This window comes from Variovorax sp. PBS-H4 (assembly GCF_901827205.1).
GTDB lineage: Bacteria > Pseudomonadota > Gammaproteobacteria > Burkholderiales > Burkholderiaceae_C > Variovorax.
In genome coordinates, this window is the sequence record NZ_LR594675.1 from 1,878,048 (window position 1) to 1,903,391 (window position 25,344).

The 25,344-nt window shown below is 66.7% G+C and carries 19 protein-coding genes; 10 read left to right on the forward strand and 9 right to left on the reverse strand.

Translation table 11 applies throughout. The features are described 5' to 3' along the window. Position 1: 1 nt before the first annotated feature. Positions 2 to 994: a type II secretion system F family protein gene (locus tag E5CHR_RS08995; protein ID WP_162579364.1), complete on the forward strand. Its 993-nt coding sequence runs from the start codon at positions 2 to 4 to the stop codon at positions 992 to 994. 9 nt (positions 995 to 1,003) lie between these two features. After that, complete coding sequence (locus E5CHR_RS09000) at positions 1,004 to 1,912, forward strand: type II secretion system F family protein (RefSeq protein ID WP_162579365.1); 909 nt, start codon at positions 1,004 to 1,006, stop codon at positions 1,910 to 1,912. A gap of 63 nt (positions 1,913 to 1,975) precedes the next feature. On the opposite strand, the gene E5CHR_RS09005 is transcribed toward E5CHR_RS09000, so the two are convergent. From E5CHR_RS09005 to E5CHR_RS09030, 6 genes are all read right to left on the reverse strand, one after another. Next, positions 1,976 to 2,662, reverse strand: coding sequence for a response regulator (locus E5CHR_RS09005; RefSeq protein ID WP_162579366.1), 687 nt, complete (start codon positions 2,660 to 2,662; stop codon positions 1,976 to 1,978). A 13-nt stretch (positions 2,663 to 2,675) separates the two neighbouring features. Beyond that, a complete protein-coding gene (locus E5CHR_RS09010; protein WP_162579367.1) occupies positions 2,676 to 4,364 on the reverse strand; it encodes a sensor histidine kinase in 1,689 nt (562 codons plus the stop codon). Between the two features lie 132 nt (positions 4,365 to 4,496). Continuing rightward, positions 4,497 to 6,233 carry a cobaltochelatase CobT-related protein gene (locus tag E5CHR_RS09015; protein WP_162579368.1) on the reverse strand — a complete coding sequence of 579 codons (1,737 nt, stop codon included), beginning with the start codon at positions 6,231 to 6,233 and terminating at the stop codon, positions 4,497 to 4,499. 313 nt (positions 6,234 to 6,546) lie between these two features. Continuing rightward, the gene (locus E5CHR_RS09020; protein WP_162579369.1) at positions 6,547 to 6,714 is read right to left on the reverse strand and encodes a hypothetical protein; all 168 of its coding nucleotides are present in this window, start codon (positions 6,712 to 6,714) and stop codon (positions 6,547 to 6,549) included. A gap of 423 nt (positions 6,715 to 7,137) precedes the next feature. Continuing rightward, positions 7,138 to 8,112, reverse strand: coding sequence for an AAA family ATPase (locus E5CHR_RS09025; RefSeq protein WP_162579370.1), 975 nt, complete (start codon positions 8,110 to 8,112; stop codon positions 7,138 to 7,140). Positions 8,113 to 8,124: 12 nt separating this feature from the next. After that, positions 8,125 to 8,955, reverse strand: coding sequence for an IclR family transcriptional regulator (locus tag E5CHR_RS09030; protein WP_162579371.1), 831 nt, complete (start codon positions 8,953 to 8,955; stop codon positions 8,125 to 8,127). Positions 8,956 to 9,116: 161 nt separating this feature from the next. Between E5CHR_RS09030 and xsc the strand changes: the two genes are divergently transcribed. Both xsc and E5CHR_RS09040 read left to right on the forward strand, forming a co-directional pair. Continuing rightward, on the forward strand, positions 9,117 to 10,928 hold the full coding sequence (gene xsc, locus E5CHR_RS09035) for a sulfoacetaldehyde acetyltransferase (protein WP_162579372.1): 1,812 nt from the start codon (positions 9,117 to 9,119) through the stop codon (positions 10,926 to 10,928). Next, the gene (locus E5CHR_RS09040; RefSeq protein ID WP_232062009.1) at positions 10,925 to 11,893 is read left to right on the forward strand and encodes a bifunctional enoyl-CoA hydratase/phosphate acetyltransferase; all 969 of its coding nucleotides are present in this window, start codon (positions 10,925 to 10,927) and stop codon (positions 11,891 to 11,893) included. The genes xsc and E5CHR_RS09040 overlap by 4 nt, the downstream gene beginning before the upstream one ends. On the opposite strand, the gene E5CHR_RS09045 is transcribed toward E5CHR_RS09040, so the two are convergent. After that, entirely contained in the window at positions 11,894 to 12,799 is a 906-nt protein-coding gene (locus E5CHR_RS09045) for a LysR family transcriptional regulator (RefSeq protein ID WP_162579373.1), read from the reverse strand. A gap of 85 nt (positions 12,800 to 12,884) precedes the next feature. Between E5CHR_RS09045 and E5CHR_RS09050 the strand changes: the two genes are divergently transcribed. From E5CHR_RS09050 to E5CHR_RS09075, 6 genes are all read left to right on the forward strand, one after another. Next, on the forward strand, positions 12,885 to 15,803 hold the full coding sequence (locus E5CHR_RS09050) for a molybdopterin oxidoreductase family protein (RefSeq protein ID WP_162583639.1): 2,919 nt from the start codon (positions 12,885 to 12,887) through the stop codon (positions 15,801 to 15,803). Next, positions 15,800 to 16,690, forward strand: coding sequence for a 4Fe-4S dicluster domain-containing protein (locus E5CHR_RS09055; RefSeq protein ID WP_443083067.1), 891 nt, complete (start codon positions 15,800 to 15,802; stop codon positions 16,688 to 16,690). The genes E5CHR_RS09050 and E5CHR_RS09055 overlap by 4 nt, the downstream gene beginning before the upstream one ends. Beyond that, positions 16,687 to 17,610: a dimethyl sulfoxide reductase anchor subunit family protein gene (locus tag E5CHR_RS09060; RefSeq protein WP_162579374.1), complete on the forward strand. Its 924-nt coding sequence runs from the start codon at positions 16,687 to 16,689 to the stop codon at positions 17,608 to 17,610. Before E5CHR_RS09055 ends, E5CHR_RS09060 begins: the two co-directional genes overlap by 4 nt. 194 nt (positions 17,611 to 17,804) lie before the next feature. Next, on the forward strand, positions 17,805 to 18,869 hold the full coding sequence (locus tag E5CHR_RS09065; RefSeq protein WP_162579375.1) for a hypothetical protein: 1,065 nt from the start codon (positions 17,805 to 17,807) through the stop codon (positions 18,867 to 18,869). 4 nt (positions 18,870 to 18,873) lie between these two features. After that, on the forward strand, positions 18,874 to 20,067 hold the full coding sequence (locus E5CHR_RS09070; protein ID WP_162579376.1) for a hypothetical protein: 1,194 nt from the start codon (positions 18,874 to 18,876) through the stop codon (positions 20,065 to 20,067). 46 nt (positions 20,068 to 20,113) lie between these two features. Beyond that, positions 20,114 to 21,250, forward strand: a complete 1,137-nt coding sequence (locus E5CHR_RS09075) for a zinc-binding dehydrogenase (protein ID WP_162579377.1) — start codon at positions 20,114 to 20,116, stop codon at positions 21,248 to 21,250. 85 nt (positions 21,251 to 21,335) lie between these two features. Here E5CHR_RS09075 and E5CHR_RS09080 read toward each other — a convergent pair whose 3' ends face one another. Next, on the reverse strand, positions 21,336 to 22,070 hold the full coding sequence (locus E5CHR_RS09080; RefSeq protein ID WP_162579378.1) for a response regulator: 735 nt from the start codon (positions 22,068 to 22,070) through the stop codon (positions 21,336 to 21,338). Between the two features lie 159 nt (positions 22,071 to 22,229). After that, the gene (locus tag E5CHR_RS09085; RefSeq protein ID WP_162579379.1) at positions 22,230 to 25,202 is read right to left on the reverse strand and encodes a PAS domain S-box protein; all 2,973 of its coding nucleotides are present in this window, start codon (positions 25,200 to 25,202) and stop codon (positions 22,230 to 22,232) included. Between the last annotated feature and the right edge of the window lie 142 nt (positions 25,203 to 25,344).

The following is a 25,344-nucleotide window of genomic DNA, read 5'->3' on the forward strand; positions in this document are numbered from 1 at the left end:
CATGCCACCGTCCATCGCAGGCAACTCGTTCATCATGATCGCGGTGTTGGTCTTCGTCGCAGTGCTGCTGCTGCTCGAAGGCCTCTACCTCATGTGGAAGTCGTACAAGGGACCGGGGGCGCGGCAGCTCGAAAGGCGCCTGCAGGCCCTGTCCGGATCGCGCGACGCCACGCAGCAGACGAAGATCCTCAAGGAGCGCATGCTCAGCGAGGTGCCAATGCTGCAGCGCTGGCTGCAGCGGGTGCCCCGTGCGCGCGAGCTGGACCGGCTGCTCCTGCAGTCGGGCCTTGCATGGACGGTCTCGAAGCTGCTGCTCGGCAGTGCCGCGCTGGCCGTGGTCGCGTTTGCTGTAGTCGTGCGGGTGGCACATCAGCCCGAGGTGTTCGGGCTGGTTGCTGGCGTGGCATTCGCCCTCGTTCCTCTTGCGTACGTGGTCCGGTGCCGCTCACGCCGCTTGCAGCGCCTCGAATTGCAGTTGCCCGACGCACTGGATCTGCTGACACGGGCGCTGCGCTCCGGGCATGCCTTTTCGTCGGGCCTGCAGATGATCGGGGAGGAAATGGCCGACCCGATCGCGGCGGAGTTTCGCATCGTGCACGACGAGGTTAATTTCGGTGTCTCGCTGACGCAGGCATTGACCAATCTGAGCGAACGCATTCCCATCACCGATCTTCGCTACTTCGTGGTTGCCGTGCTGATCCAGCGCGATTCCGGCGGCAACCTGACCGAAGTGCTCGGCAACCTGAGCCGCCTTATTCGAGAGCGTCTGAAACTGCATGCCAAGGTGCGCGTGCTTTCGGCCGATGGACGACTCTCCGGCTGGATCATCGGGCTGCTGCCGTTCGCACTTGCCGGGGGGTTGAACCTGCTCAATCCCAAGTTCATGTCCAGTCTCTGGACCGACCCGATCGGCATCACGATCGTCAAGTACATGCTTGTGATGATGGCGATCGGCGCGCTCATCCTCCGGCACATTGTTCGCATTCGAGTCTAGGAGCGTCTCATGATGATCATGTCCGCGCTGGTCTTCCTCGCCGTCACGCTCGGCCTTGCAGGCTTGTACTTATGGTGGATGCCCTCGGAGGCCGAGCGGCGGCTGCAGGCGCTGGCGCCGGCACCCGACACTTCGTGGACCGAGACCGTCGTGAAGCTCGTCGGGCCGTTCGCGCAGCTTTCCTCGCCGACCGGCGGAGAAGAAGCGAGCCCGTTGCGACTCAAGTTCCTCAATGCCGGTATACGGCACAAGGACGCGAGCCTCGTCTATTTTGGCTTGAAGAGTCTGTTGCCGGTGTTTTTTGCCGCGGCGGCGTTCGGCATCGCTCGCTCGACGCGGCAGGCCGAGGGCATGAGCTTGGTTTTCTGGCCCCTGATGACAGCCCTGGTTGCCTGCTATCTGCCCAACGCCTACCTGCGCTTGCGCTCGAGGAGTCGCAAGCGTGAGATCTTCGAGAACTTTCCCGATGCGGCAGACCTGATGCTGGTCTGTGTCGAGGCCGGATTGGGACTCGATGCAGCGCTCACGAAAGTGAACGAAGAAATTCGCATCAAGAGTGAAGCGCTGGCCGAGGAACTGCACTGGACAAACCTGGAGATGCGAGCGGGAAGCGAAAGGGACAAGTCGCTGCGCAATCTCGCACGGCGCACGGGTGTCGAAGAGATCGCGACGTTTGCAACGATGCTGACGCAGGCAGACCGGTTCGGCACCAGCATTGGCGACTCGCTGCGGGTGTTTTCCGACGACTTGCGGCACAAGCGCCAGGTACGCGCCGAAGAACTGGCGGCGAAGATCCCGACCAAGATGCTCTTCCCGCTCGTGCTGTTCATTTTCCCGTCGATCCTTGCGGTGATCATCGGGCCGGCGGTGATTCAGGTGATCCGGACCATGATGCCGCTGATGACGGGTACGAACTGAAGCTGTCTGGCGCCCGGTGCTGCGAAGTAGGGCAGTTGCCGGGCAGGCGCCTGCGTCGAGGCCTCAGGACAGCGGCTTGCCCAGCCCGTGCTTCACCGCATACACATACAGCTCCAGCCGATTCGCCACATCGAGCTTCTGGTAGATCGACGTCAGGTGGTTGCGCAGCGTGTGCTCGGTGACGAAGAGCTGTTTCGCCAGCGCCTTGTTGGAGGCGCCGCCGCCCTGGACGATGGCGCCGATGATCTTGTGCTCCTTGGCAGTGAGGGTGGCTTGCCTCTCGGCCTCGGGGTCGGCGTGGGGGCTCTGCCGCGTGGCCATGAATTCCGAGAAGACGCGGCTTATCGTCTCGGCGTCCATGCAGAGCTCGCCGCGGTGAACCCGCTCGATCGCCCGCAGCACCTGCTCGGCCGATGCGTCTTTGCGCAGCACGCCTCGCGCGCCTTGAAGGACGGCCGTGTCCAGCGTCTTCTGCTCGCGTTCACCGGTCAGGATCAGGGCGCGCGAGGCAGAGTTGGACAGCAGGCCCGGCAGGATGTCCAGGGCGTTCTTGCCGTCCAGGTCGAGGTCGAGAAGGATCACGTCGGGCGAAAGCTGGCCGACCTGCTCCAGCGCCTCCTCGCAGTTCCTGGCCGTGCCGACGACCTGCATGCGCGGCTTCTCGCCGTCGATCAGCTTGGACAGGCCCCACAGCATCGTCTGGTGGTCGTCCACCACCATGACGCCGATCGGTTTGGTCGCTGGTTGCATTCTTCTTCCTCCTCTAGGTGGGTATTTCGACGTGAACGGACGTGCCTCCGCCTGTGCCGCGGCGGACGCTGGCAAAGCCGCCCAGCGCGCTGGCGCGTTCCGAGATCGAGCGCGGCAGGAATTCGATCGACTGCGTGCCATCCGCCTCGTTCTCGATCTCCACCCGGAGCAGCCCGTCCGCGCAGGCCAGCTTGACTGCGCCGCAATGGGCAAGGGTGTGCTTGCAGATGTTGTTCAGGCCCTCGCGCACGATCTGCAGGATCTCCGCGGCCATGCGGTCGTTCACCTTGAGGTCGCCCTCGACGCATACCGCGATGTCGATGCCGTAGAAGTCGCGCACCTGCGTCACCTGTTGCCGCACCAGCGTCGGCACCGACAGGTCGGAGCGGTCGGGTCCATTGCGCACGGCGCCAGCGTAGCGGCGCAGGTCGCTGATGACGCGGGCAGCCATGTCCTGCAGCTTGTCGAGGTCCTCGACGAGGGGGTTGTCCGCAGTGGCCTTGTTGCGAAGTGCGCTGAGGCCCATCTTGAGCCCGATGTAGGGTTGGACAGCGGTGTCGTGCAGGTCCAGCGCGATCTTGCGCCGCTCCTGGGAGGCCGCGTCCGAGGCCATGCGATCGAGCAGCTCGATGTTTTCGACCACTGGGAAGGCCTGGGCGACGACGTGGCCCAGGAACAGCGCGTCGGCCCGGTGGAACACGCCGCACCGCGACAGGACGTACAGGCGGCCCTCGCTCTTGCGCAGCGCGACAGGTACGCTGATGAAGGCATTGGCCTCCAGCATTTCAGCCAGCCCGTCGAAAGCAGGGTGGGTTTCCTGGCTCCATCGCCCCTTCTCTGCGTCGTAGGTGACCGCGCCGGCGGAGCCGGGCAGACGCAGCCACGGTGCGCGCCGGTAGATCGCCGCGCGGTGGGGCGCGACTGCCATCAGCAGCGCAGCCAGTTCGGGAGCGATCCGCTCGGCCTGGGGCGAACGATGCGAATCGCCTTGCCGGATGGTGCGCAATGAGCAGGCGCCGGACTCCTTGTCTCGCACGACCAGCAGGCAACTGCTGCTCTCCAGGAAGAAGCGCTGGATCTTTTCGAGGATGCCGGTGACGGTGTGGTCGACGCCGAAGCGCGGGTTCGACAGCCGGCTGACGGCGCGCAGCAGCGCCAGCCGCCGCTTGAGCTCCACCTTGGAGCGGCCCCAGTAGATGATCATGTAGCCAAGCGCGAGGATGAAGGTGGACCGCAGCAACAGGCGGGGCAGGTCCTGCGCCGTGGCGGAGTCGATGCCGCAGACGGCGAAAAGGGCCACCGAGGCCAGCGTCACCCGCGCGCCCTCCTCGAAGCCCCAACGGAAGGAGGAGGTGAGGATGGCGAAGAAGAAGAACAGGAAGAAGGCGCTGTGGACACCGTCCGTGAACTGCACGATCACGACGTACCAGCAGATGTCCAGCCAGTGGATCAGCCGGCTCTGCGAGAGCGGCGCCTCCAGCTCCGCGTAGACGCACACCACCAGGCTGTGCACGATGTAGCCGCAGAAGAGCAGCCAGGTGGAACCCCCCACGCCGCGCAGGCTGGCCGGGTCGACGAACACTGCAAGCAGGGCCGAGACAGAGAGCACCAGCCGCATACGCGCGACCATCCGGGCGTCGCCGACATCCGCCGCAAGGCTCGTGTCGATCTCCGGCTTTTGCTCCAGCCCCTGAACCTGCATCCGCTGTTCTCCTCGCGCCCTGTGCATGTGAATTGTTCACAGGTTACTACTTTGGTAAGCAGATGTATGCCGGGTTTATCAGCGGATGGATCCTTCTTCCGTGCGAAAAATCACGCGCCGAGGCAGGCGTGCTCAGCGTCGATGGAACCCGGCCAGCAGGCCGATCAGCTCCAGGAACATTGCCGCGCCGCCTGCGGCCGTGAGGTCCAGCACATGGCTGCGGCTGTAGTAAGGACTCAGGTCCAGCCCGACGCCGATTCCTGCGATGCCGATGCGCCCGGCCTGCTCGTGCCGCGCCACCACGTCCTGCAAGTGGTGGTCCAGGTAGTGGGCGTCGTTGGCGAGGTGGGTGGCGCTGTCCATTGGCGAACCGTCGGACAGGACGAGCAGAAGCTTGCGGTGTTCGGTACGCGCGTCGAGGCGCTCGCAGGCCCAGTCCACCGCCTCGCCGTCGCAGCCTTCGCGGAACAGATCGGGCTTGAGGAGGGCGGCGATCGCCGGGCGCGCGCGGCGCCATGGCGTCGCGGCGTCCTTGAAGACCAGGTGGCAGCGCTCGTTGAGCCGGCCCGGATGCACCGGCCGGCCGGCGCGCTGCCAGTCGCGCTTGGCCCGCCCGCCGTTCCAGGCGCCGGTGGTGAAGCCGAGGATCTCGCTGGCCACGCCGGCCTGCTCCAGCGCGCGCGCCATCACGTCGACCAGCATCGCCACCGATTCGGCGTGCGCCTTCATCGAGCCCGAGCAGTCGATCAGGAAGCCGACGACGCAGTCGGCCACCGGTTCCAGGCGTTCGGTGCGGAACAGCCGCCGCTCGGTGGGCGAGGCGACCAACTGCGCCAGGCGACGGCCGTCGATGCGGCCTTCTTCCTGGGCGCCGTCCCAGCCCTCGCGCTCGGGCTCGGCCAGCAAGGCGCGCAGTTCGCGCGCGAGCCGGGCGATGTTGATGCCTTGCGCGGCAATGCGGCGGTCCAGCGTCTCGCGCAGCTCGACGAGCAGTTCCCGGCGCACGAGCGAAGCGGCCTCGTGCTCGCGGTCGTAGTCGGTGGTGAAGACACGGTAGGCGACGCCTTCGCCCTCCAGCAGCGCGCTTCGGCCGGCGTCCGCCGTGGTGAAGGCTTCGACGATCTCGCGGTCCATGTCGGCGACCAGGCTGAAGACATTGCGTTTGTCGTCGGGCTCGGCCTCGGGGTCATCCTGCCCGTGCTCGCCGTCTTCTTCGCCTTGGCCGGCAGCATGCAGCATGGCCGCGACCGTGTGTGCGATGGCGCGGGCATGCACCGCATACGCCGCCTGGTCGGCGCGATCGCGGCGCAGGCCGGCGAGTGCATGGCCGATCAACGGCGAGAGCGCGAAGCGGGTGGCCTCGAGCATGTCCTCGGTCTCCTCCACCACCTGCTGGCCGCTGACGCGCGCGCGGCAGATCTGCGCGACCGCATAGAGGAGCAGGCCGCGCGCGGTATCGGTCAGGCCGGAATGGTGAAAGGACAGGGACCACTGTTCATGGCGATGCCGCAGGTTGCGCCGCATGCCCGGCATCGCCTCCGGCGCAAGCGACTCCACGCGGAACTGCTCCAGCATCTCGAACAGCATGCGCTCGACCGGCTCTTGGGGGCGCAGGTGTTCGTGCAGGGCAGCGTCCGACGCGCTCAGCCGCAGCGCGAGGCCGTCCGCCGTGCCGCGGAAGGAAGTGAAGTCGTCGCTCTCCGGTGAGGGATGCAGGTGCGGTGCGTACCAGGGCAGGGGCTGGCGGCCGCGGTGCAGGCGCTGGCCGCGGAAGTGCAGGTCGGGCTCGCCGCTGAAGGCGCGGACGAAGGCGGCGCACAGCTCGTCGACTTGCTGTGCGTGTCGTACCTGCTTTTGTGTATCGGTCATGGTCTTGCTCCCTCTCGCTTTGGGAGGGGGCTGGGGTGAGGGCACACCCTGGCTGTCGATTCGTACGTTGCAGTTGTTGTGAGGCTGGAGCCGGGGCGTCGTCCCGGCAGCCGAGTCACTTTCTTTTGTCTCGCCAAAAGAAAGTAACCAAAGAAAAGGCGACCCCACTGGCCGCGACCCTCCGCTTCGCTACGGGCAACCTGCGGTGCTCGCTTTTCGCGGGGTCCGCGCAAACTCGCCTTCGGCTCAAACACGCGCGGCCCTTTTTCCGCGAAAAGCTGCGCTCCTCGGCGCGGCCAGAGGGGATTGAACTTCAACGCGCCGCAGGCGCGTCCTTCTGTGGTTTGCAGATTTGCTTGAGCTTCGGATCCTTGCTCACGCTGACACTCACGCACACGCACACGCACACGCACACGCAGACGCAGACGCACACGCGCACGCACATGCTCGTGCTCGTGCTCGTGCTCGTGACGATGTCCATGCTCGTCCACGTACGCAAGCACCTGTCCCAGGTCTCGCGCAGCGAGGCCGTTGGCGGCCGAGCGAAGCAATGGCCCGTCCCACTCCCCTCTGCGCGTGCCGAGGAGCGCAGCTTCAGGCGGATAAAGGGCCGCGCGTGTTTGAGCGAAGCGAGTTTGCGCGGACCCCGCCTGAAGCGAGCACCGCAGGTTGCCCGTAGCGAAGCGCAGGGTCACGCGCAGTGGGGTCGCCTTTTCTTTGGTTACTTTCTTTTGGCGAGACAAAAGAAAGTGACTCGGCTGCCGGGACGACGCCCCGGCTCCAGCCTCAAACCAACCACACAGCCAAAACAAGCGCCCAATGCCCCCACCCCATCCCTCCCCCGGAAGGACAGGGAGCAAAACCCCCGCCGCACCTCGCGACACGCTGGGCCCCCGCTGTCCCATCACGAGCCCGACAGCTGGTGCGACTCCTTCAGCTCCAAGTCGAAGCAGCGCTGAAAGTACTCCGCCACCAGCCCCCGTTCAGCCTCGTCGCACTTGTTGACGAAGGACAGCCGGAAAGCCAGCGCCGGATCGCGAAAGATCTCCACGTTCTCGGCCCACGTGATCACGGTGCGCGGCGACATCAGCGTCGAAAGGTCGCCCGCCGCGAAGCCCTTGCGCGTGAGATCGGCCACCGCCACCATGGCGCGCACCATCGCGTGGCCGGCCTCGTTCTTCATCGAGGGCACGCGCGCCTGCACGATCGCGATCTCCTCCTCGGCGCCGAGGTAGTCCAGCGAAGCCACGATGTTCCAGCGGTCGATCTGCGCATGATTGAGCCGCTGCGCGCCGTGGTAAAGGCCGTTGAGGTTGCCCAGGCCCACCGTGTTGGCGGTCGCGAACAGGCGGAACGATGGATGCGGGTGCAGCACCCGGTTCTGGTCCATCAGCGTGAACTTGCCGCCTTGCTCCAGGATGCGCTGGATCACGAACATCACGTCCGGCCGGCCGGCGTCGTACTCGTCGAAGATCAACGCCACCGGGCGCTGCAGGGCCCAGGGCACGATGCCTTCCTGGAACTCGGTGACCTGCTGGCCGTCGCGCAACACGACCGCGTCCTTGCCCACCAGGTCGAGCCGGCTGATGTGGCCGTCGAGGTTGAGCCGCACGCAAGGCCAGTTCAGGCGCGCTGCCACCTGCTCGATGTGGGTGGACTTGCCGGTGCCGTGCAGTCCCTGGACCATCACGCGCCGATCGCGCATGAAGCCGGCCAGGATGGCCAAGGTCACGTCGGGATTGAAGCGGTAGACCGCATCGACCTCGGGCACGTGGTCGTCCCGCTCGGCAAAGGCCGGGGCCATCAGGTCGCTGTCGATGCCGAAGACTTCGCGCACGCTCAGCAGGCGCTCGGGCTTCAGGGTGGCGATGTCAGTCATGTCGATGGTCCTTCAAGCCTGCGCACGCGCGTCGGCTTCGGTTTCCGCGCCGATGCGCGAAAGGGCGAGCGCGGCGCGCTGCAGCGCGGGCAGCAGTTTCCTGGCCTTCTCCATGTCCATGCGCATGACCGGTGCCTGCACAGCAATGCACAGGTTGGATGGGCCGCTCTCGCCCGGCACCAGCGCCGCGATGCACAGCAGCCCGGGCAGGAACTCCTCGTTGTCGAAGGCGCAGCCGTCCTTGCGCACCCGCTGGATCTCGCGCTCCAGCGTGTCCAGGTCGGTCAACGTTCGGGGGGTGTAGGCCTCCAGCGGCGCGTGGGCCAGCAGGCGACGGCGCTGGGCGGGGCTCATCTGCGCGAGGAAGACCTTGCCGCTGGCCGAGCAGTGCACCGGGACGCGCGAGCCCGGGTGCAGGTAGAAGCGCAGCGGCGCCGCGGTTTCCACGCGGTCCAGGTAGACCACCTCGCTGCCGGAAAGGGCGGTGAGGTTGCAACTCTCGCCGATCTCCTCCACCAGTTGGCGCAGCACCGTGTGGCGCGCGCCATGGTGGCTGTCGTTCAACAGCAGGTTTTCGGCAAGCCGCCGCAGCCGCGTGCCGATGCCGTAGAGGCGGCTGTCGCCTTCGCGCTGCAGCAGGCCCGCGCTTTCCAGTTGCTGGAGCATGCGGTGCAGCGTGGGCTTGGGCAGGCCGGTGGCCTCGACCAGGTCCTGCAGGGCGTAGCGCTGGTCCTTGGCAGCGATCACCTCCAGCAGCGCGAACAGGCGCATGGTGGGGGTGTCGCCGTTCAGCTCGGCGGGTTCGGGTTTCAGGCCATTGACGACTTTCATGGGTCGGATCATAGTCGTTTCAACAAAAAACGGGACAGCCCGTACCGATTTTTCGAATTTCGTTTGACGCAAGACGGGCAGCGCCCTATATTCCGCCAACACGAATTCCGGAACCATCGGTTCCAACTTTCGAGAACCCTGCGCTTCATCCCCGACCCTAGGAGACCCTTCCCATGACCAAGCAACCCCCCGCCACGCCCGCCCGCGCCGCCGTCACCGGCGTGCAGAAGATGACGCCCTCCGAGGCCTTCGTCGAAACCCTGGTCGCCAATGGCGTGACTGACATGTTCGGCATCATGGGTTCGGCCTTCATGGACGCGATGGACATCTTCGCGCCCGCCGGCATCCGCCTGATCCCCGTGGTGCACGAGCAGGGCGCCGGCCATATGGCCGATGGCTATGCGCGGGTCTCCGGCCGGCATGGCGTGGTGATCGGCCAGAACGGCCCCGGCATCAGCAACTGCGTGACCGCCATCGCGGCGGCCTACTGGGCGCACAGCCCGGTGGTGATCGTCACGCCCGAGACCGGCACGATGGGCATGGGCCTGGGCGGCTTCCAGGAGGCCAACCAACTGCCCATGTTCCAGGAGTTCACCAAGTACCAAGGCCATGTGAACAACCCCAAGCGCATGGCCGAGTACACGGCGCGCTGCTTCGACCGTGCGATCTCGGAGATGGGCCCGACCCAGCTCAACATCCCGCGTGACTACTTCTATGGCGAGATCGAGTGCGAGATCCCGAAGCCGATGCGCGTGGAGCGCGGGTCCGGCGGCGAAAACAGCCTGGCGGCCGCCGTCGAGCTGCTGGCCACCGCCAAGTTCCCCGTCATTCTCTCGGGCGGCGGCGTGGTGATGGGCGACGCGGTCGAGGAATGCAAGGCCCTGGCCGAGCGCCTCGGCGCACCGGTGGCCAACGGCTACCTGCGCAACGATTCATTCCCTGCCAGCCATCCGCTGTGGGCCGGCCCGCTGGGCTACCAGGGCAGCAAGGCCGCGATGAAGCTGATCGCGCAGGCTGACGTGGTGCTCGCGCTCGGCTCGCGCATGGGTCCGTTCGGCACGCTGCCGCAGCACGGCATGGATTACTGGCCCAAGCAGGCCAAGATCATCCAGGTCGAGGCCGAGCACACCAACCTGGGCCTGGTGAAGAAGATCACCGTGGGCATCCACGGCGATGCCAAGGCCGTGGCCAAGGCGCTGCTCGCGCGCCTGGCGGACCGCACGCTCGCGTGCGATGCCACGAAGGCCGAGCGCGCCGCGAAGATCAAGGAAGAGAAGGCCGCGTGGGAGAAGGAGCTCGACGGCTGGACCCACGAGCGCGACGCCTACAGCCTCGACATGATCCAGGAGGCCGAGAAGGAAGGCGGCAATTGGCTGCACCCGCGCCAGGTGCTGCGCGAGCTCGAGAAGGCCATGCCGCCGCGCGCCATGGTCTCCACCGACATCGGCAACATCAACGCCGTGGCCAACAGCTACCTGCGCTTCGAGGAGCCGAGGAGCTTCTTCGCACCGATGAGCTTCGGCAACTGCGGCTACTCGCTGCCCACCATGATCGGCGCCAAGCTGGCGGCACCGGATCGGCCAGCCATCGCCTACGCAGGCGACGGCGCCTGGGGCATGAGCATGGTCGAGATCATGACCTGCGTGCGCCACGACATCCCGGTGACCGCGGTGGTCTTCCACAACCGCCAGTGGGGCGCGGAGAAGAAGAACCAGGTCGACTTCTACAACCGCCGCTTCGTCGCCGGTGAGCTGGAGAGCGAGAGCTTCGCGGGCATCGCCAAGGCCATGGGCGCCGAAGGCATCGTGGTCGACAAGCTGGAAGATGTGGGCCCTGCGCTCAAGAAGGCGGTCGACATGCAGATGAACCAGGGCAAGACCACGGTGATCGAGGTCATGTGCACGCGCGAACTGGGCGACCCGTTCCGCCGCGACGCGCTCGCCAAGCCCGTGCGCCTGCTCGAGAAGTACAAGGACTTCACTTGACTCTCCCCCAAGGGCTTTTGCCGGCGGTGAGCGAGACCGCGGTGCATCCCCGGCTCGACGCCCTGGTGGCCCGGGCGTGCGAGCGGGCGAAGACCCAACGGGTGCGCATCGGGCTGGTCCATCCCTGCGACGCGGCAGCGCTCGACGCGGCTGCACGCATTCACGACGAGGCGCTCGCGCAGCCGGTGCTGATCGGCCCGCGCGAAGCCATCCTGCGCGCGGCCGCCACCGCCGGGGTCGATGCGGACGATTTCGAGATCATCGACAGCAGCGACACCGCCGCCGAGAGCGCGCGCCGCGCCGTGGCCCTGGCGCGCGAGGGCGCAGTGGCCGCGCTCATGAAAGGCTCGCTGCACACCGACGAGCTGATGTCCGCCGTGGTCGACAAGACCATCGGCCTGCGTGGCGACACGCGCATCAGCCATCTCTTCCTGTTCGACCTGCCGCGCTACCCCAAGCTGCTGGGCGTGGCCGATTGCGTGGTAAACATCGCGCCGTCGCTGAAGGCGAAGGCCGACATCCTGGGCAACGCCGTCGGCCTGTTGCGCAAGCTGGGCATTGCCGAGCCCAAGGTCGGCATCGTGGCCGCGGTGGAGACGGTGAACCCGGCCATCCCGGCCACCGTCGATGCGCAGGCGCTGGTCGCGATGGCGCGCGCCGGCGCCTGGCCGGGTGCACGGGTCGAAGGCCCCTTCGGCTTCGACAACGTGATCTCGGCCGAGGCCGCACGCATCAAGAACATCGAGTCGCAAGTGGCCGGCGACGCCGACCTCCTGCTGGTTCCCGATCTCAATGCCGGCAACATGCTCTACAAGAGCTTCATCTATATCGGCGGCGGTGAATGCGCCGGACTCGTGCTGGGCGCACGCGTGCCGATCGTGCTGACCTCGCGCGCGGACTCGCTGGCTTCGCGCATTGCGTCGGTGGCGCTGGCGGTGCTCGGAGCGGCGCAGGACCCGGCCTGATCAATTCCCCGACGCGCCCTTGCAGAAGTCGATGAACCCCTGCATCGTGCGCCCCGGCCGCCGCTCGCGATGCAGCACGATCGACAGCGCCCGCGAGTTCTTCGGCAACGTTGTCTTCAGCTCCACCAGCGAGCCATCGGCCAGCGCATCCGCCACGGCATAGCGCGACATGCAGCCGACGCCCACGCCCGAGGCCACGACGCGCTTGATGGCGTGGCTGCTGCCCATCTCGAGCTCGATGTTGAGCGGGCCGACGCGCCGCGCCAGCCAGTCGTTGGTGGCCTCGCGCGTCCCGGATCCTTCCTCGCGCAGCACCCATCCAGCTTCCGCCAACTCGCGCACGCCGGCCATGCGGCCCGCCAGCGGGTGCGTCGGCGCGGCCACGATCACCATCTCGTCGCTGAGCCATCGGTGCACCGCGAGGTCGGGATGCGTCTGCCGACCCTCGATGAAACCGACGTCGGCATCGAAGCCGACCACCGCGGCGATCACGTCGGTGCTGTTCCCGATGATCAGCCGCGCGCGCGCCTGCGGGTTCTGCTGCTTCCAGCGCAACACGATCCCGGGCAGCAGGTATTCACCCGTGGTGAAGCTGGCCGCGACGCGCAGCGGCGTCTGCTGGTCAGTGAAGAACAAGGCCTGCAGCTCCGCAGCCTGGTCCACCAGCGAGACCGAGCGCGCCAGCAGCGCACGGCCATTTTCGTTGAGCACCAGGCGCCGGCCGATGCGGTCGAACAGCTGGGCACCGAGCGCGGCCTCCAGGTCGGCCAGGGCGGCGCTGGCGGCCGATTGCGAGCGCGCCACGCGGCCGGCGGCGGCGCGCGTCGAGCCTTCGCGCGCGGTGGCGGCGAAGACTTCAAGCTGGCGCAGCGTGACGCGCAGGCGATGATCGGTTTTTTCGGTCATGATGAACTGAATTACCTGCTTTTTTGTTCAGAAGCAGAACCCTATCATGGGTAGAGAAACCCCCACGACAACCGGAGGCAGCGCCTTGCTCAACTTTCTTTCGCGCGAGCCCATTCACGACCCGCTCGCGTCGCCGACCCCCACGGCCGACACCGAGGTCAAGACCACCACCTGCTACATGTGCGCCTGCCGCTGCGGCATCCGCGTGCACCTGCGGGACGGCGAGGTGCGCTACATCGACGGCAATCCGGACCATCCGCTGAACCAGGGCGTGATCTGCGCGAAGGGGTCGTCGGGAATCATGAAGCAGGTGTCGCCGGCGCGGCTCACGCAGCCGCTGCTGCGCAAGCCCGGCAGCGATCGGGGCGCGGGCGAGTTCGAACCGATCAGCTGGGAGCGGGCGTTCGACCTGCTCACCGAGCGGCTGCAGAAGATCCGCTCGACGGATCCGAAGAAGTTCGCACTCTTCACCGGCCGCGACCAGATGCAGGCGCTCACCGGCCTGTTCGCGCGGCAGTTCGGCACGCCCAACTATGCGGCGCATGGCGGTTTCTGCTCGGTCAACATGGCCGCCGGCATGATCTACACCGTGGGGGGCAGCTTCTGGGAGTTCGGTGGCCCCGACCTCGACCGCGCCAAGCTGTTCGTGATGATCGGCACTGCGGAGGACCATCACAGCAACCCGATGAAGATCGCCATCAGCAAGTTCAAGCGCAATGGCGGGCGCTTCATCTCCATCAACCCGGTGCGCACCGGCTACTCGGCGATCGCCGACGAATGGATTCCCATCAAGCCCGGCACCGACGGCGCGCTGTTCATGGCGCTGCTGCACGAGCTGATCGGGAACGAACTCGTCGACCACGCCTTCCTCAAGCGCTTCACCAACGCCCCGCAGCTGGTCGTGCTGGACGACTGCGAGCGCCAGGGCCTGTTCGCCTTCGACCCGGAGCGCGGGCCGCCAGGCGACGGCCGCCATCCGCACAACAAGCTGGTGTGGGACAAGGCCTCGGGCAGCGTGAAGCCGGCGTACCCGGAAGGCATCGCCGACGGCTGCGACCCGGCGCTGGAGGGCCACTACACGCTGGACGACGGCACGCGCGTGGCGCCCTCGTTCCAGCTGCTGCGCGAGCGCGTGGCCAGCTGCACGCCCAAATGGGCATCGGCCATCACCGGCATCGACCCCGAGCGCATCCGCAAGCTGGCGCGCGAGATGGGCGAGACGGCGCTGCAGCAGGCGTTCGAGCTGCCCATCCCCTGGACCGATGCCTGGGGCAAGAAGCACCCGACCACCCAGGGCCGACCCGTGGCCTTCCACGCCATGCGCGGGTTGGCGGCGCATTCCAATGGCTTCCAGACCGTGCGTGCGCTGGCCGTGCTGATGAGCGTGCTGGGCACCATCGATGCGCCCGGCGGCTTCAGGCACAAGGCGCCGTACCCGCGGCACATCGTGCCCAACTACCGCGCCTTCAACGCGCCGGAAATGATCCAGCCGAACACGCCGCTCAATGCGGCGCCATTGGGTTTCCCGGCCAATCCGGACGAACTGGCGATCAACCCCGACGGCTCGCCCATCCGCATCGACCATGCCTTCTCGTGGGAGCACCCGCTGTCGGCCCACGGGCTGATGCACAACGTGATCACCAACGCGGTGAAGGGCGACCCTTACCGCATCGACACGCTGCTGATCTTCATGGCCAACATGGCCTGGAATTCCAGCATGAACACGATGGCCGTGCGCGAAATGCTCAACCGCAAGGACGAGCAGGGCGAGTACATGATCCCGTTCCTGGTCGTCTGCGATGCCTTCCAGAGCGAGACCGTGGCTTTCGCCGACCTGGTGCTGCCCGACACGACCTATCTCGAGCGGCACGATGTGATGAGCATGCTCGACCGGCCCATCTCCGAATTCGACGGGCCTGTGGATTCGGTGCGCATCCCGGTGGTGCCGCCCACCGGCCAGTGCAAGCCCTTCCAGGAGGTGCTGATCGAGCTGGCATCGCGCATGAAGTTTCCGGCCTTCACCACGCCGGAAGGCGAGCGCAAGTTCACCGGCTACCCGGACTTCGTCGTCAACTTCCAGCCGCAGCCGGGCATCGGCTTCCTGATGGGCTGGCGCGGCAAGGACGGCGACCAGCACTTGCGCGGCGAGCCCAATCCGAAGCAGTGGGAGGCCTATGCGCAGAACAACTGCGTGTTCCAGTACCACATGCCGGAGACGATGCACTACATGCGCAACTGGAACCGCGAGTACCTGGACTTCGCCAAGGACAAGGGCTGGCGACAGAAGAACGACGTGGTGCAGTTGGCGCTGTACTCCGACACGCTGCAGAGCTTCCGCCTCGCGGCCCAGGGCAAGAGCGCGGGCCGCCAGCCACCGGATGCGCTGCGCGAGCGCATCGACACCTACTTCGATCCGCTGCCCTTCTGGTATCCGCCGCTCGAGGAGGCCGCCACCGAGCTGGAGGCCTATCCGCTCAATGCCATTACGCAGCGGCCCATGGCCCAGTATCACTCCTGGGATTCGCAGAACGCCTGGCTGCGGCAGATCCACAGCCACAACTACCTGCACGTGAACCCGGCCACTGCCAGGGCCGCGGGCATCGCCGACGGTGGCTGGTGCTGGGTCGAGAGCCAGTGGGGCAAGGTGCGCTGCATGCTGCGCTACAGCGAGGCCGTCGAGCCCGGCACTGTCTGGACCTGGAACGCCATCGGGAAGGCCGACGGTGCCTGGCAGCTTGCGCCGGGCGCTGACGAGGCCCGCAAGGGCTTCCTGCTGAACCACCTGATCTCCGAGGAGTTGCCCTTCGACGGGAAGACCATCAGCAACTCCGATCCGGTCACCGGCCAGGCCGGCTGGTACGACGTCCGCGTGCGCATTCGGCCCGCCGAGCCCGAGGAGCCGCACGAGAGCTTCCCGCAGACTGCCACTATGCCGGCGGCGCCGGGCGTGCTGGGCAAGGCGGCGAGCGTGCTTACCTATTTCGCGGGGAGGAACAGGAAATGATGCAGTGGCTCAAAGACTTGATGGCGTCCGCTGGGCAGCCGGTGCGCGAGCCCGCGCTGGCAGCGGCCGGCGGCGCTTGCGGCGAGGGTTGCGGGTGCGGCTCGACGGCAGCCTCTGCGACTGTGCGGGACGTGGAACCAAGGCCGCCCGTCGCGCAACGCAGCGCGGCGCCTCGCAGCGGTCAAGACCGCGTGCGTGCCGAGCCCGGCGAGACGCTGGCCAAGCAGCTCGCCTTGGTCATCGACCTGAACGTCTGCGTCGGCTGCCACGCCTGCGTGACCTCCTGCAAGCAGTGGAACACCTCCGGCAGCGCCGGCCCGCTGGCCGATGAAAAGCCTTATGGCGCCGACCCCACGGGCACCTTCTTCAACCGCGTGCAAACCTATGAGGCCAACACCTTCCCGGGCACCGAGACCATCCACTTTCCCAAGAGCTGCCTGCACTGCGAGGACCCGCCCTGCGTGCCGGTGTGCCCTACCGGCGCCAGCTACAAGCGCAAGGAAGACGGCATCGTGCTGGTCGATTACGACAAGTGCATCGGCTGCAAGTACTGCGCCTGGGCCTGCCCTTACGGCGCGCGCGAGCTCGACGAGGAGCGCCAGGTCATGACCAAGTGCACGCTCTGCGTGGACCGCATCTACGACGAGAAGCTGCCCAAGGAAGACCGCAAGCCGGCCTGCGTGAAGGCGTGCCCCACCGGCGCGCGCCTGTTCGGCGACGTGAAGGACCCGGAATCCGAAGTCTCGAAGGCGATCCGCGAGCGTGGCGGCTATTCGCTGATGCCCGAGTGGGAGACCAACCCGGCCAACCAGTACCTGCCACGGCGCGTGACCGACGAAGCGGGCGGCGCGACCAAGATCCAGCCCAGGTTGGGAGGCATGTCGTGAACCCCGCGTTCTCGGTCGTCGTCTTCACCGCCGTCGCCGGCGCCGCGCAGGGGCTGGTCGTGACGCTCGCCCTTGCCGTGCTCGCCGGCATGCCGCTTGCACCCGGCTTTCTCGGCGTGTCGCTGATCGTGGCCGAGGCGATGCTGCTGGTCGGCCTCGGCGCCTCCTTCGGTCATTTGGGCCGGCCCGAGCGTGCCTGGCGCGCGGTGCTGATGTGGCGCACGTCGTGGCTCTCGCGCGAGGTCATCGTGCTGCCCACCTTCATCGCGGTGGTGGCACTGTGGTGGCTGGCGCTGCGCGGCGGCATCCATACGCCGTGGCTGCCGCTGGCCGCGACCGCCGTCGCGGCCTTGCTCTGGTACTGCACCGCGATGATCTACGCCTGCCTGCGATTCATCCAGGAATGGGCGCAACCGCTGACGCTGGTCAACTTCACGCTGATCGGGCTGTCCTCGGGCCTCATCCTCGCCAGCGCACTGGCCGCACTGATGGGCGAGCCGGGCCTGCTGCGCGTGAGCGGGCCCTGCGCATTCGTCATCACCCTTGCGGCGTGGGGCACGCGGGCAATGTCGCTGCGCCGCAATGCCGCGCTGGTGCCGCGCTCCACGCTGCAGACCGCCACCGGCATCCGCGCGCCCAAGCTGGTGCAGAAGTCGATGGGCATGTCGGCGGGCTCCTTCAACACGCGCGAGTTCTTTCATGGCGCAAGTCGCGCTGCGTTGAAGCAGGTCAAGCTGGGCTTCCTCGTGCTGGGCTTCGCGCTGCCGGCGCTGTTGCTGCTGTGGGGCATAGCGGCGCACTCGTCGCTTGCGTTTGTGCTGGCGTTGCTGGTGCAGGTGCCGGGACTGCTGGCCGAGCGCTGGTTTTTCTTTGCGCAGGCGCGGCATCCGCAGAACTTGTATTACCAGGTCGTGTCCTGAGCGGGGGCGCAAAAAAAAAGCCGGCACTTTGGTGCCGGCTTTTTTTTGTCTCTGTCGATGTCTGTGGGTGCCGCACTGGCACATTGCCGGCGCTGGCACAACTACCAACTCTGGTAGTTGTCGGTCAAATTGCTTGCCTCTAGCATCGGCCGCCGCTCTATTTCGGAGCGACTAACCAGCAAGAAGGGAAGAGAATGAGGGAGCTGATTCCAAGGCTGATCGCCGCGACCCTGTTTTTCATTGTCGGAATCGCCGGCGCCGCCATCCTGGCACCCGGTGCAGTGATGTACGCAGGACAGAGCATCTATTCGGATAATCAGCAATACATGCTGGCCATGCAGGGCGACGGAAATCTCGTTTACTACCGGGTCGCCGATGGTTCAGTTCGCTGGAACACCGGGACATCGAATCTTCCCGGCGGGTTTCTGGTCATGCAGGGCGACGGAAATGCCGTCACCTACTATGACCCGCCGCCACTTCCGGTACAGAAGGGTGAGCCGGTCTATTACAAGGAGCCGCCTGCACGTTACGCGACTTGGTATTCCGCTACCTCAGGCAATGCGGGTGCGTACCTGAAGCCGCAGGACGATGGCAACCTTCTCGTGGTCGCGGCAAACGGGCAAACGCTTTGGGGTATTGGGTCCGACCCCGATCTGAACAAGCCGGAGCCCAAGCAACCCGGCGACGTAGTCGGCCGCGAACTCGTGGGCTGGCTTGCTGCGCCTGGTCATGTGGGCTACTTCGATGGCACGAACATTTATCAAGTCATGAAGGAGCCGCTCGTCGTCCAGTACGTGACGGTTGATAACTTCAAATCAACCGTGCGAGAGCAGGGACCAAACGCGTACTGGGGCGCAGGGTACCCAAACATTCCAGATTTTTACGTCAAAGGGTGCTTTGAGGCGAATTGCAAGGACAATCTTGGGCGAGTATTAGACAGTCGGCGGGCGATGAATGCTCGGGCACTTCAAATTTACCGACTGGGTGCCGACTATACGATCTTGCCCACTGCCACGCCTGCCCTGCCGAGGACGGCGACGACCGAGGCCAGAAAAGGCACCTATCGCTGTGACACTTTTGTAATAGATATCTACAGCATTTTCACCGCTGGCGGTCAAGTAGATGCGATGGGTAACCCAATTCAAAGAGTGTCCCTCGACTCGCCCTATGCACGCTGGGATTTTTTTAAAAATAACATATTGACAGGCTCGATCATTCCTACGGTCGTTTTCCAGGCGTTGAAGAATTTCAGAGGATAAATGAATGAAAAGGCTTCATTGGACCTTGCTCGGAATGGCGGGTCTCGCGGGTGGTTTTGCGCTCTACTACAGCCTCGCGACGGAAGCATTTCAGATTGGCCCACGAGCGGAGCGATCTGGCATTTCTTCGGCGTCCTCGATGGGTACTCCCAGCAGACCCTTGGCAAATGGGGCGGCCGATTATCGAGCGAACCTGGCGATTGCCGTCTCCAAGATCGACGAACAGAATCCACTGCGCTCTTATAGACCAACGCCGGGGATATCAGGACGCATTGCCCTGGAGGAAATGCGTGCAAAAGGTATTCCCGCCACGCCCCTTTCGGCAACGTTGGCTCTCCGGTTTTCGCGTAGCGGCCGGTTGAGCGACGAGGAAAAAATCGCCATGCCTTCCATCCTTTTCTCGCTCTATAACCGCGAGAATACATCCGGCGCAAACCAGGACATCGCGCTCGAATTAAAAATTCTCGCTGCCGACTCGAACAAGCAGGTCGCAGCTTATGCGGCAACGGATTACGCGAGATTGGGCTATCTCCCAGACACCAAGTACGTACTCGATCAGGCCCTTCAAAGCGGCGCCCTGCCTACCGATGCCTACTTTCGGGAGATGGCGCACTTGATTCCCAGTGCGCCACTGGAAAAGCAAAAGGAATTCATGGCGGAAATCAGAGCATCCTCCAATCGACTCGCTTCCGACATCCTGGCAGACGCACTCAACAGCGGCCAAGACTTCAGTGCCGCGCCTTTCCTGAAGTCCTCGGAGGACATGGCCAAGTTGTTGCGCGCTACCGAACCCGACTTCGGTCAGGAGGTCGGCCAGTACGGCGGGACGGACGGCCTGCGCTACGAAACCTGGCTACGCGCGAGTGCCACCATCGAGAGCGCGAAGACGGGTCGCAGCATGAACGAGATCATCGTTGCGAAGCTGAGCGAGCCAGGCACCGATCCGCGCAAGGTCTTGGCATATCTCTCGTCGTGGGAAGCGATGCCGCTGCTCACGGAGGCAGCGCCGGATTCGCAGGTGCAGAAGCTGGCGGCCATCGCACGGCGTCACTCCGATCAGAATCCTGGCAACAGCTATATGCGTTTTCTTGCAGAGACGATCGAGGTGCGGATGAAGCACCCGCCGCCTGCCGCTCCAAAGCCCGTGTTCACGATGCCCACCGGACCTGCCGTGCCCCCGGCGCCGAAGCCTCCTTGAACGAAGCGACTCCTATACTGGCCGCCCTCAACCCGGAGACACCCACATGACCCAGCCCCATACCGCCCTCCAGCTCCGCTCGCTGATCAAGCGCGGCGGCGAACTCGAGCTTTCGCTGGTCGAGGAGCCGATTGCCGAACCCAAGCCCCACGAAGTCGTCGTGCGCGTTGAGGCCTCGCCGATGAACCCTTCCGACCTCGGCCTCCTGTTCGGCGCAGCCGACATGAAGACCGCCAAGGCGAGCGGGACGCCCGAGCGCCCCGTGATCACGGCGACCGTTCCCGAAGCCGCCATGAAAGCCATGGCCGGTCGGCTCGACCAGTCGATGCCGATCGGCAACGAAGGCGCCGGTGTGGTGGTGGCGGCCGGCAGCTCGCCCGAGGCGCAGGCGTTGCTGGGCAAGACGGTCGCGATGCTCGGCGGCGCGATGTACACGCAATACCGCTGCCTGCCGGCGGCGCAATGCATGCCGCTGCCCGAAGGCACGACGCCTGCCGAGGGCGCGTCGGCCTTCGTCAATCCGCTCACGGCGCTGGGCATGGTCGAGACCATGAAGCGCGAAGGCCACAAGGCGCTGGTGCACACCGCCGCGGCCTCCAGCCTCGGCCAGATGCTCAACCGCATCTGCCTCGCCGACGGTATCGAACTGGTGAACATCGTGCGCCGGAAGGAGCAGGGGGACATCCTGCGCGCCATCGGCGCCAAGCATGTGTGCGATGCCAGCGCCCCGAGCTTCATGGAGGATCTGACCGATGCCCTGGCCGCCACCGGCGCCACGCTGGCCTTCGACGCGATCGGCGGGGGCAAGCTGGCCGGGCAGATCCTCAACGCGATGGAGGCCGCCCTGCTGCGCAAGGCGACCGAGTACAGCCGCTACGGGACGCCGATCCACAAGCAGGTCTACATCTATGGCGGCCTGGACCGCGGCCCGACCGAGTTCACTCGCGGTTTCGGCATGACCTGGGGCATGGGCGGCTGGTTGCTCTTCAACTTCCTGCAGAAGGTCGGCGCCCAGGACGCGGCGCGCCTCAAGGCGCGCGTGGCGGCGGAGCTCAAGACCACCTTCGCGAGCCGCTACACCAAGGAGGTGTCCCTGCGCGAGGCGCTGCAGCCGGACGAAATCGCCGTGTACGCGAAGCAGGCGACGGGCGAGAAGTACCTGCTCAACCCGAATCGCGCTTGAACCACGTCCGAGACGTGCCGCAGGGCATTGGCCGGCCTCCCGGGCGCATCCGGGCCCGCATCATCGCGCCGAAGCTGGGCCGCGATCAGGCGTCCGGCACGTACATGTAGCCCGCGTTGCGCACCGTCCTGATGCAGCGCGGTTCGCCCGCAGGGTCGGGCTCCACCTTGCGCCGCAGCCGGCCGATGCGGATGTCGATCGAGCGATCGAAGGGCTCCCACTCGCGGTTGCGGGTGTGCACCAGCAGCTGGTCGCGCGAGAGCACGCGGTTGGGATTGGCCAGGAAGACGCGCAGCAGCTCGAACTCCATTGCCGTCAGGGCGAGCTCGGTGCCGCCCTGTTCGAAGAGGCGGCGCGCCTCCATGTCCACCTCGCAGCGGCCGAAGCGTTGGCGGCCGCCGCCGAGCGGCGCGGGCGCGGAGGCCGGCGGCTCGGGCGCGCCGGTCCGCGCCCGGGTGCGACGCAGCACGCTCTTCAGTCGCGCCAGCAACTCGCGGGGATCGAAGGGCTTGGCGATGTAGTCGTCGGCGCCGATCTCCAGGCCGACCACGCGGTCGATCACGTCGCCCGATGCAGTCACCATGATGATCGCCACGTCGTGACGCTCGCGCAGGTACTTGGCCAGGCTCAGGCCATCCTCGCCGGGCAGCCGGATGTCGAGCAGCACAAGGTGCGGGGGCTCGCGCTCGAGGCATTCGCGCATCTGCGCGCCGCTGGAGGCCTCGCTCATCGCGAAGCCGTGCCCACCGAGGTATTCGCGCAGCATGGCGCGAACCGACGCTTCGTCGTCGACGATGAGGACGCGGGTGGGCTCTTCCATCCGCGGGATTCTGCGCGACAGCCAAGGGCTGTACAACCACACCTAGGCCATAGGCCGAAGCGCACTCGTTTCCGTTGGTTTCAGCGCGCCCCACCGTCCTGAGCCCGTCCCAGCCTGTGCTCGCCCGTGCAGGACGTCCCGGATCGGCAGCCCGTCTCTTCACCTGGCGCCGCCGAGCACCTCCCGCAGCACCGCACGCAGGCGCTCGGCATCGATCGGCTTGCGCAGCAGCGCATGCACGCCGCAGCGCGCCAGCTCCTGCGCGTCGAAGCCGCCGGCGTTGCCGCTGATCAGCACCACGGGCAGGTCCGCGCGCAGCGCGCGGGCGTGGGCCGCCAGCTGCAGGCCGGTCATGTGCGGCATGGTCTGGTCGGTGACCAGCAGGTCGGTCTCGTGCGCCGGCTCCTGCAGCCAGGCCGCTGCGGTCTGCGGCTCGCGCTGCAGCCGCACGCGCAGTCCCCAACTGGCCAGCCGCTCCACCAGGAAGTCGCCGACCATCGGATCGTCCTCCACCACGAGCACGCTGCCGCGCAGGGCGGGTGCACCGCCCGCGTGGCGCGGCGGCGGAACGGGGGCGGCGGCCGGGGCGGTCGCCGCCCGCGGCAGCATGACGGAGAACACCGAGCCGACGCCGCGCGCGGTGCGCAAGCGCAGGTGGCCGCCATGGCCGTGCACGATGCCATGCACCATCGCCAGGCCCATGCCCGATCCGCTGCCCGGCGCCTTGGTGGAGAAGAAGGGGTCGAAGATGCGCTCCTGCAGCTCCGGCGCAATGCCGCTGCCGCTGTCGACCACGCTCAGCTCGACCCAGGGGCCGCCGTCCACCGGCGCGCGGCAGGAGGCGCACTGCCAGCGCTCCTGCGCATGCGACAGCAGGTGCACGCTGATGCGGCCGGCACCGTCCAGCGCGTCCCGCGCGTTGATGCACAGGTTGAAGAGCACCTGCTCCAGTTGCACCGGATCGATGGCCACGCACAGCGGCGAGGTCGGCACGTCGTCCACCCCGGCATTGCCGTCCAGCGTGACCGAGGAGGGCAGGGTCGCGCGCAGCAGGCGCAGCGTCTGGTGCACCAGCGGCGCCATGTCGAGCACGCGGGCCTCGCCGCGCTGCCGCCGCGCGAAGGCCAGCATCTGCGCGATCAGATCACGCGCGCGCTGGGCCGCGAGGTGGGCCTGGCCCAGCTGGCGCAGCAACACCGCGTCGCCGGTGGCCTCAGCGCGCTCCTCGCCCAGCACCAGGTAGCCGATGACGCTGGTCAGGATGTTGTTGAAGTCGTGCGCGATACCGCCGGTGAGCTGGCCGATGGCCTCCATCTTCTGCGCCTGGCGCAGCTGGGCCTCCAGGGCAAGCCGGGCCGCTTCGGCCTCGCGCCGGGCGCTGATGTCTCGCACGTGGCCCACGAAGATGTTGCCTTCGGGCGCCTCGGCCACGCTCACCGCGAGCTCGACCGGGATTTCCGCGCCGCTGGCGGTCAGCGCGGTCGACTCGACCAGCCGGCCCAGCATGGGGCTGCTGCCGGTGATCGGGAACTCGCGCAGCCAGCGCATGTGCGCCTGGCGCCGGCGCTCGGGCACGATCATGTCGGCCACCTGGCGGCCCATCACCGCCTCTCGCCGGTAGCCGAATACGCGCTCGGCCGCCGCATTGAACTCGACGATGCGGCCGTCCGCGTCCATGCCGATCACGCAGTCGAAAGCCGCTTCGACGGTGGCGCGCAGCCGCGCCTCGCTGCGCTGCAACGCACGTTCTCGCTCGCGGCGCTCGGTGATGTCGCGGCTGAAGGCCAGGATGTGGCGCCGACCGTTGAAGGTCGCCTGCTTCAGCCGGACCTCGTCCCAGTGCAGGCTGCCGTCCTTGTTGCGCCGTTGCCATTCGAACGAGGGGCAGTGGCCCTGCTTGGCCAGCTCGATCCAGCGCAGCGCGTCTTCGGCGGTGTAGGGCGGCACGCCCGAACTGACGTCGCCCACCGACAGGCGGGTCAGTTCGTCGTGGGTGTAGCCGTAGGTCTCGCAGGCCCGGCTGTTGACGTCGATGAAGCGGTCCGAGTCCCAGTCGTGGACGAAGATCGCATCTTCCGCGGTTTCGAAGATGGTGCGGTAGCTCGCTTCGGAATGCTGCAGTGCCTCGCTGGCGGCCAGCCGCTCGACCTCGGCCGCGGCGCGCATGGCGAAAATCTTGAGCATGGACTCCACACGGTCCATTTGCGTCAGCGGGCGGCGCGACGCCACCGACACCACCCCCAGCGGCGTGCCGTCCAGCGCGGTGAGCGGATAGCCTGCGTAGCTCACGGCACCTTGTACCTTCGCGACCTCGTTATCGGGAAACAGCGTCTGCAGATCGTTGGGGAAGGCGCGAAATTGCTGCCCCAGCACCGTCGCGCACGGCGAGCCTGCAATCGCGAAGCGAGCGTCGTGCAGCACCTGCCCGTCGCACTCCATGGCGAGCATGATCAGCTGATCGGGGTCGTCCTCGGCACGGCGGGCGATGATGGCCATCTCCACGCGCAGGATGGTCGCCAGCAACCGCACCAGCTCGTCGAACACGGTGCCGCTGCGGGCGCCCGACACCGCTAATGCCGCCGAGCGCAGCGCCTCGTCGGTGCGGGTGCGCTCGACCTCGGCGGCGGCGCGGCCGGCGACGATCTTCAGCATCGCTTCGGCATGGTCGGCATCGCCGCCGGCGATCGGCACGCGGTCCATGGCCACCAGCAGGCCCAGCGCTTCGCCCTGGCTGTTGCGCATCGGGAAGGCGGCATACGAATCCATGCCCTTGGCGGCAAACAGCGAGCCGCGCGGGAACTCCGCCGCCACGCCGCTGGCCACGTACCGGAACTCGCGCCCGATGACCTGCGCACAGGGCGTGCCCTGGAGGACATAGTCGAAGTTCTTGAGGGCCTTGCCGTCGAGCCGCACCGCCACCGTCTTCATCAGGCTGCAGACCTCGTCGGAGAACACGGCGATGAAGACGGTGGGCACGGCCAGCGCCTCCGCCAGCTCGCGCACGAGCACATCGAACAGCCCCGGTCCGCCGGGATGCGCGACGGCCAACGCCACCCGTCGCAGCGATTGGAGTTGCGCCGAGAGACCGGCGAGCGTGGTGCCCTCGCTGGGGGTCGGTGCGATGGCTTGCATGGCGCCAGTCTAGGACGGCTTGCCGCGCGGTGGCCTTCATTGCCTGCTCGATACACGCCGGATACATGGCGATTGCAGTGGCCGGGCCGCGCAGCGAAACGGCTACGGATGCGCAGGCGTGGGATATCAGGCAAATACCGGC

What these genes read in the sequence shown, in the direction of transcription:
- E5CHR_RS09015 (WP_162579368.1), bottom strand. Translation starts at nt 6,233, where the DNA reads ATGACCGATACACAAAAGCAGGTACGACACGCACAGCAAGTCGACGAG.
- E5CHR_RS09000 (WP_162579365.1), top strand. Translation starts at nt 1,004, where the DNA reads ATGATGATCATGTCCGCGCTGGTCTTCCTCGCCGTCACGCTCGGCCTT.
- E5CHR_RS09085 (WP_162579379.1), bottom strand. Translation starts at nt 25,202, where the DNA reads ATGCAAGCCATCGCACCGACCCCCAGCGAGGGCACCACGCTCGCCGGT.
- E5CHR_RS09030 (WP_162579371.1), bottom strand. Translation starts at nt 8,955, where the DNA reads ATGATCCGACCCATGAAAGTCGTCAATGGCCTGAAACCCGAACCCGCC.
- E5CHR_RS09065 (WP_162579375.1), top strand. Translation starts at nt 17,805, where the DNA reads ATGAGGGAGCTGATTCCAAGGCTGATCGCCGCGACCCTGTTTTTCATT.
- E5CHR_RS09075 (WP_162579377.1), top strand. Translation starts at nt 20,114, where the DNA reads ATGACCCAGCCCCATACCGCCCTCCAGCTCCGCTCGCTGATCAAGCGC.
- E5CHR_RS09055 (WP_443083067.1), top strand. Translation starts at nt 15,800, where the DNA reads ATGATGCAGTGGCTCAAAGACTTGATGGCGTCCGCTGGGCAGCCGGTG.
- E5CHR_RS09070 (WP_162579376.1), top strand. Translation starts at nt 18,874, where the DNA reads ATGAAAAGGCTTCATTGGACCTTGCTCGGAATGGCGGGTCTCGCGGGT.
- E5CHR_RS09020 (WP_162579369.1), bottom strand. Translation starts at nt 6,714, where the DNA reads ATGGACATCGTCACGAGCACGAGCACGAGCACGAGCATGTGCGTGCGC.
- xsc (WP_162579372.1), top strand. Translation starts at nt 9,117, where the DNA reads ATGACCAAGCAACCCCCCGCCACGCCCGCCCGCGCCGCCGTCACCGGC.
- E5CHR_RS09025 (WP_162579370.1), bottom strand. Translation starts at nt 8,112, where the DNA reads ATGACTGACATCGCCACCCTGAAGCCCGAGCGCCTGCTGAGCGTGCGC.
- E5CHR_RS09005 (WP_162579366.1), bottom strand. Translation starts at nt 2,662, where the DNA reads ATGCAACCAGCGACCAAACCGATCGGCGTCATGGTGGTGGACGACCAC.
- E5CHR_RS09045 (WP_162579373.1), bottom strand. Translation starts at nt 12,799, where the DNA reads ATGACCGAAAAAACCGATCATCGCCTGCGCGTCACGCTGCGCCAGCTT.
- E5CHR_RS09010 (WP_162579367.1), bottom strand. Translation starts at nt 4,364, where the DNA reads ATGCAGGTTCAGGGGCTGGAGCAAAAGCCGGAGATCGACACGAGCCTT.
- E5CHR_RS09080 (WP_162579378.1), bottom strand. Translation starts at nt 22,070, where the DNA reads ATGGAAGAGCCCACCCGCGTCCTCATCGTCGACGACGAAGCGTCGGTT.
- E5CHR_RS08995 (WP_162579364.1), top strand. Translation starts at nt 2, where the DNA reads ATGCCACCGTCCATCGCAGGCAACTCGTTCATCATGATCGCGGTGTTG.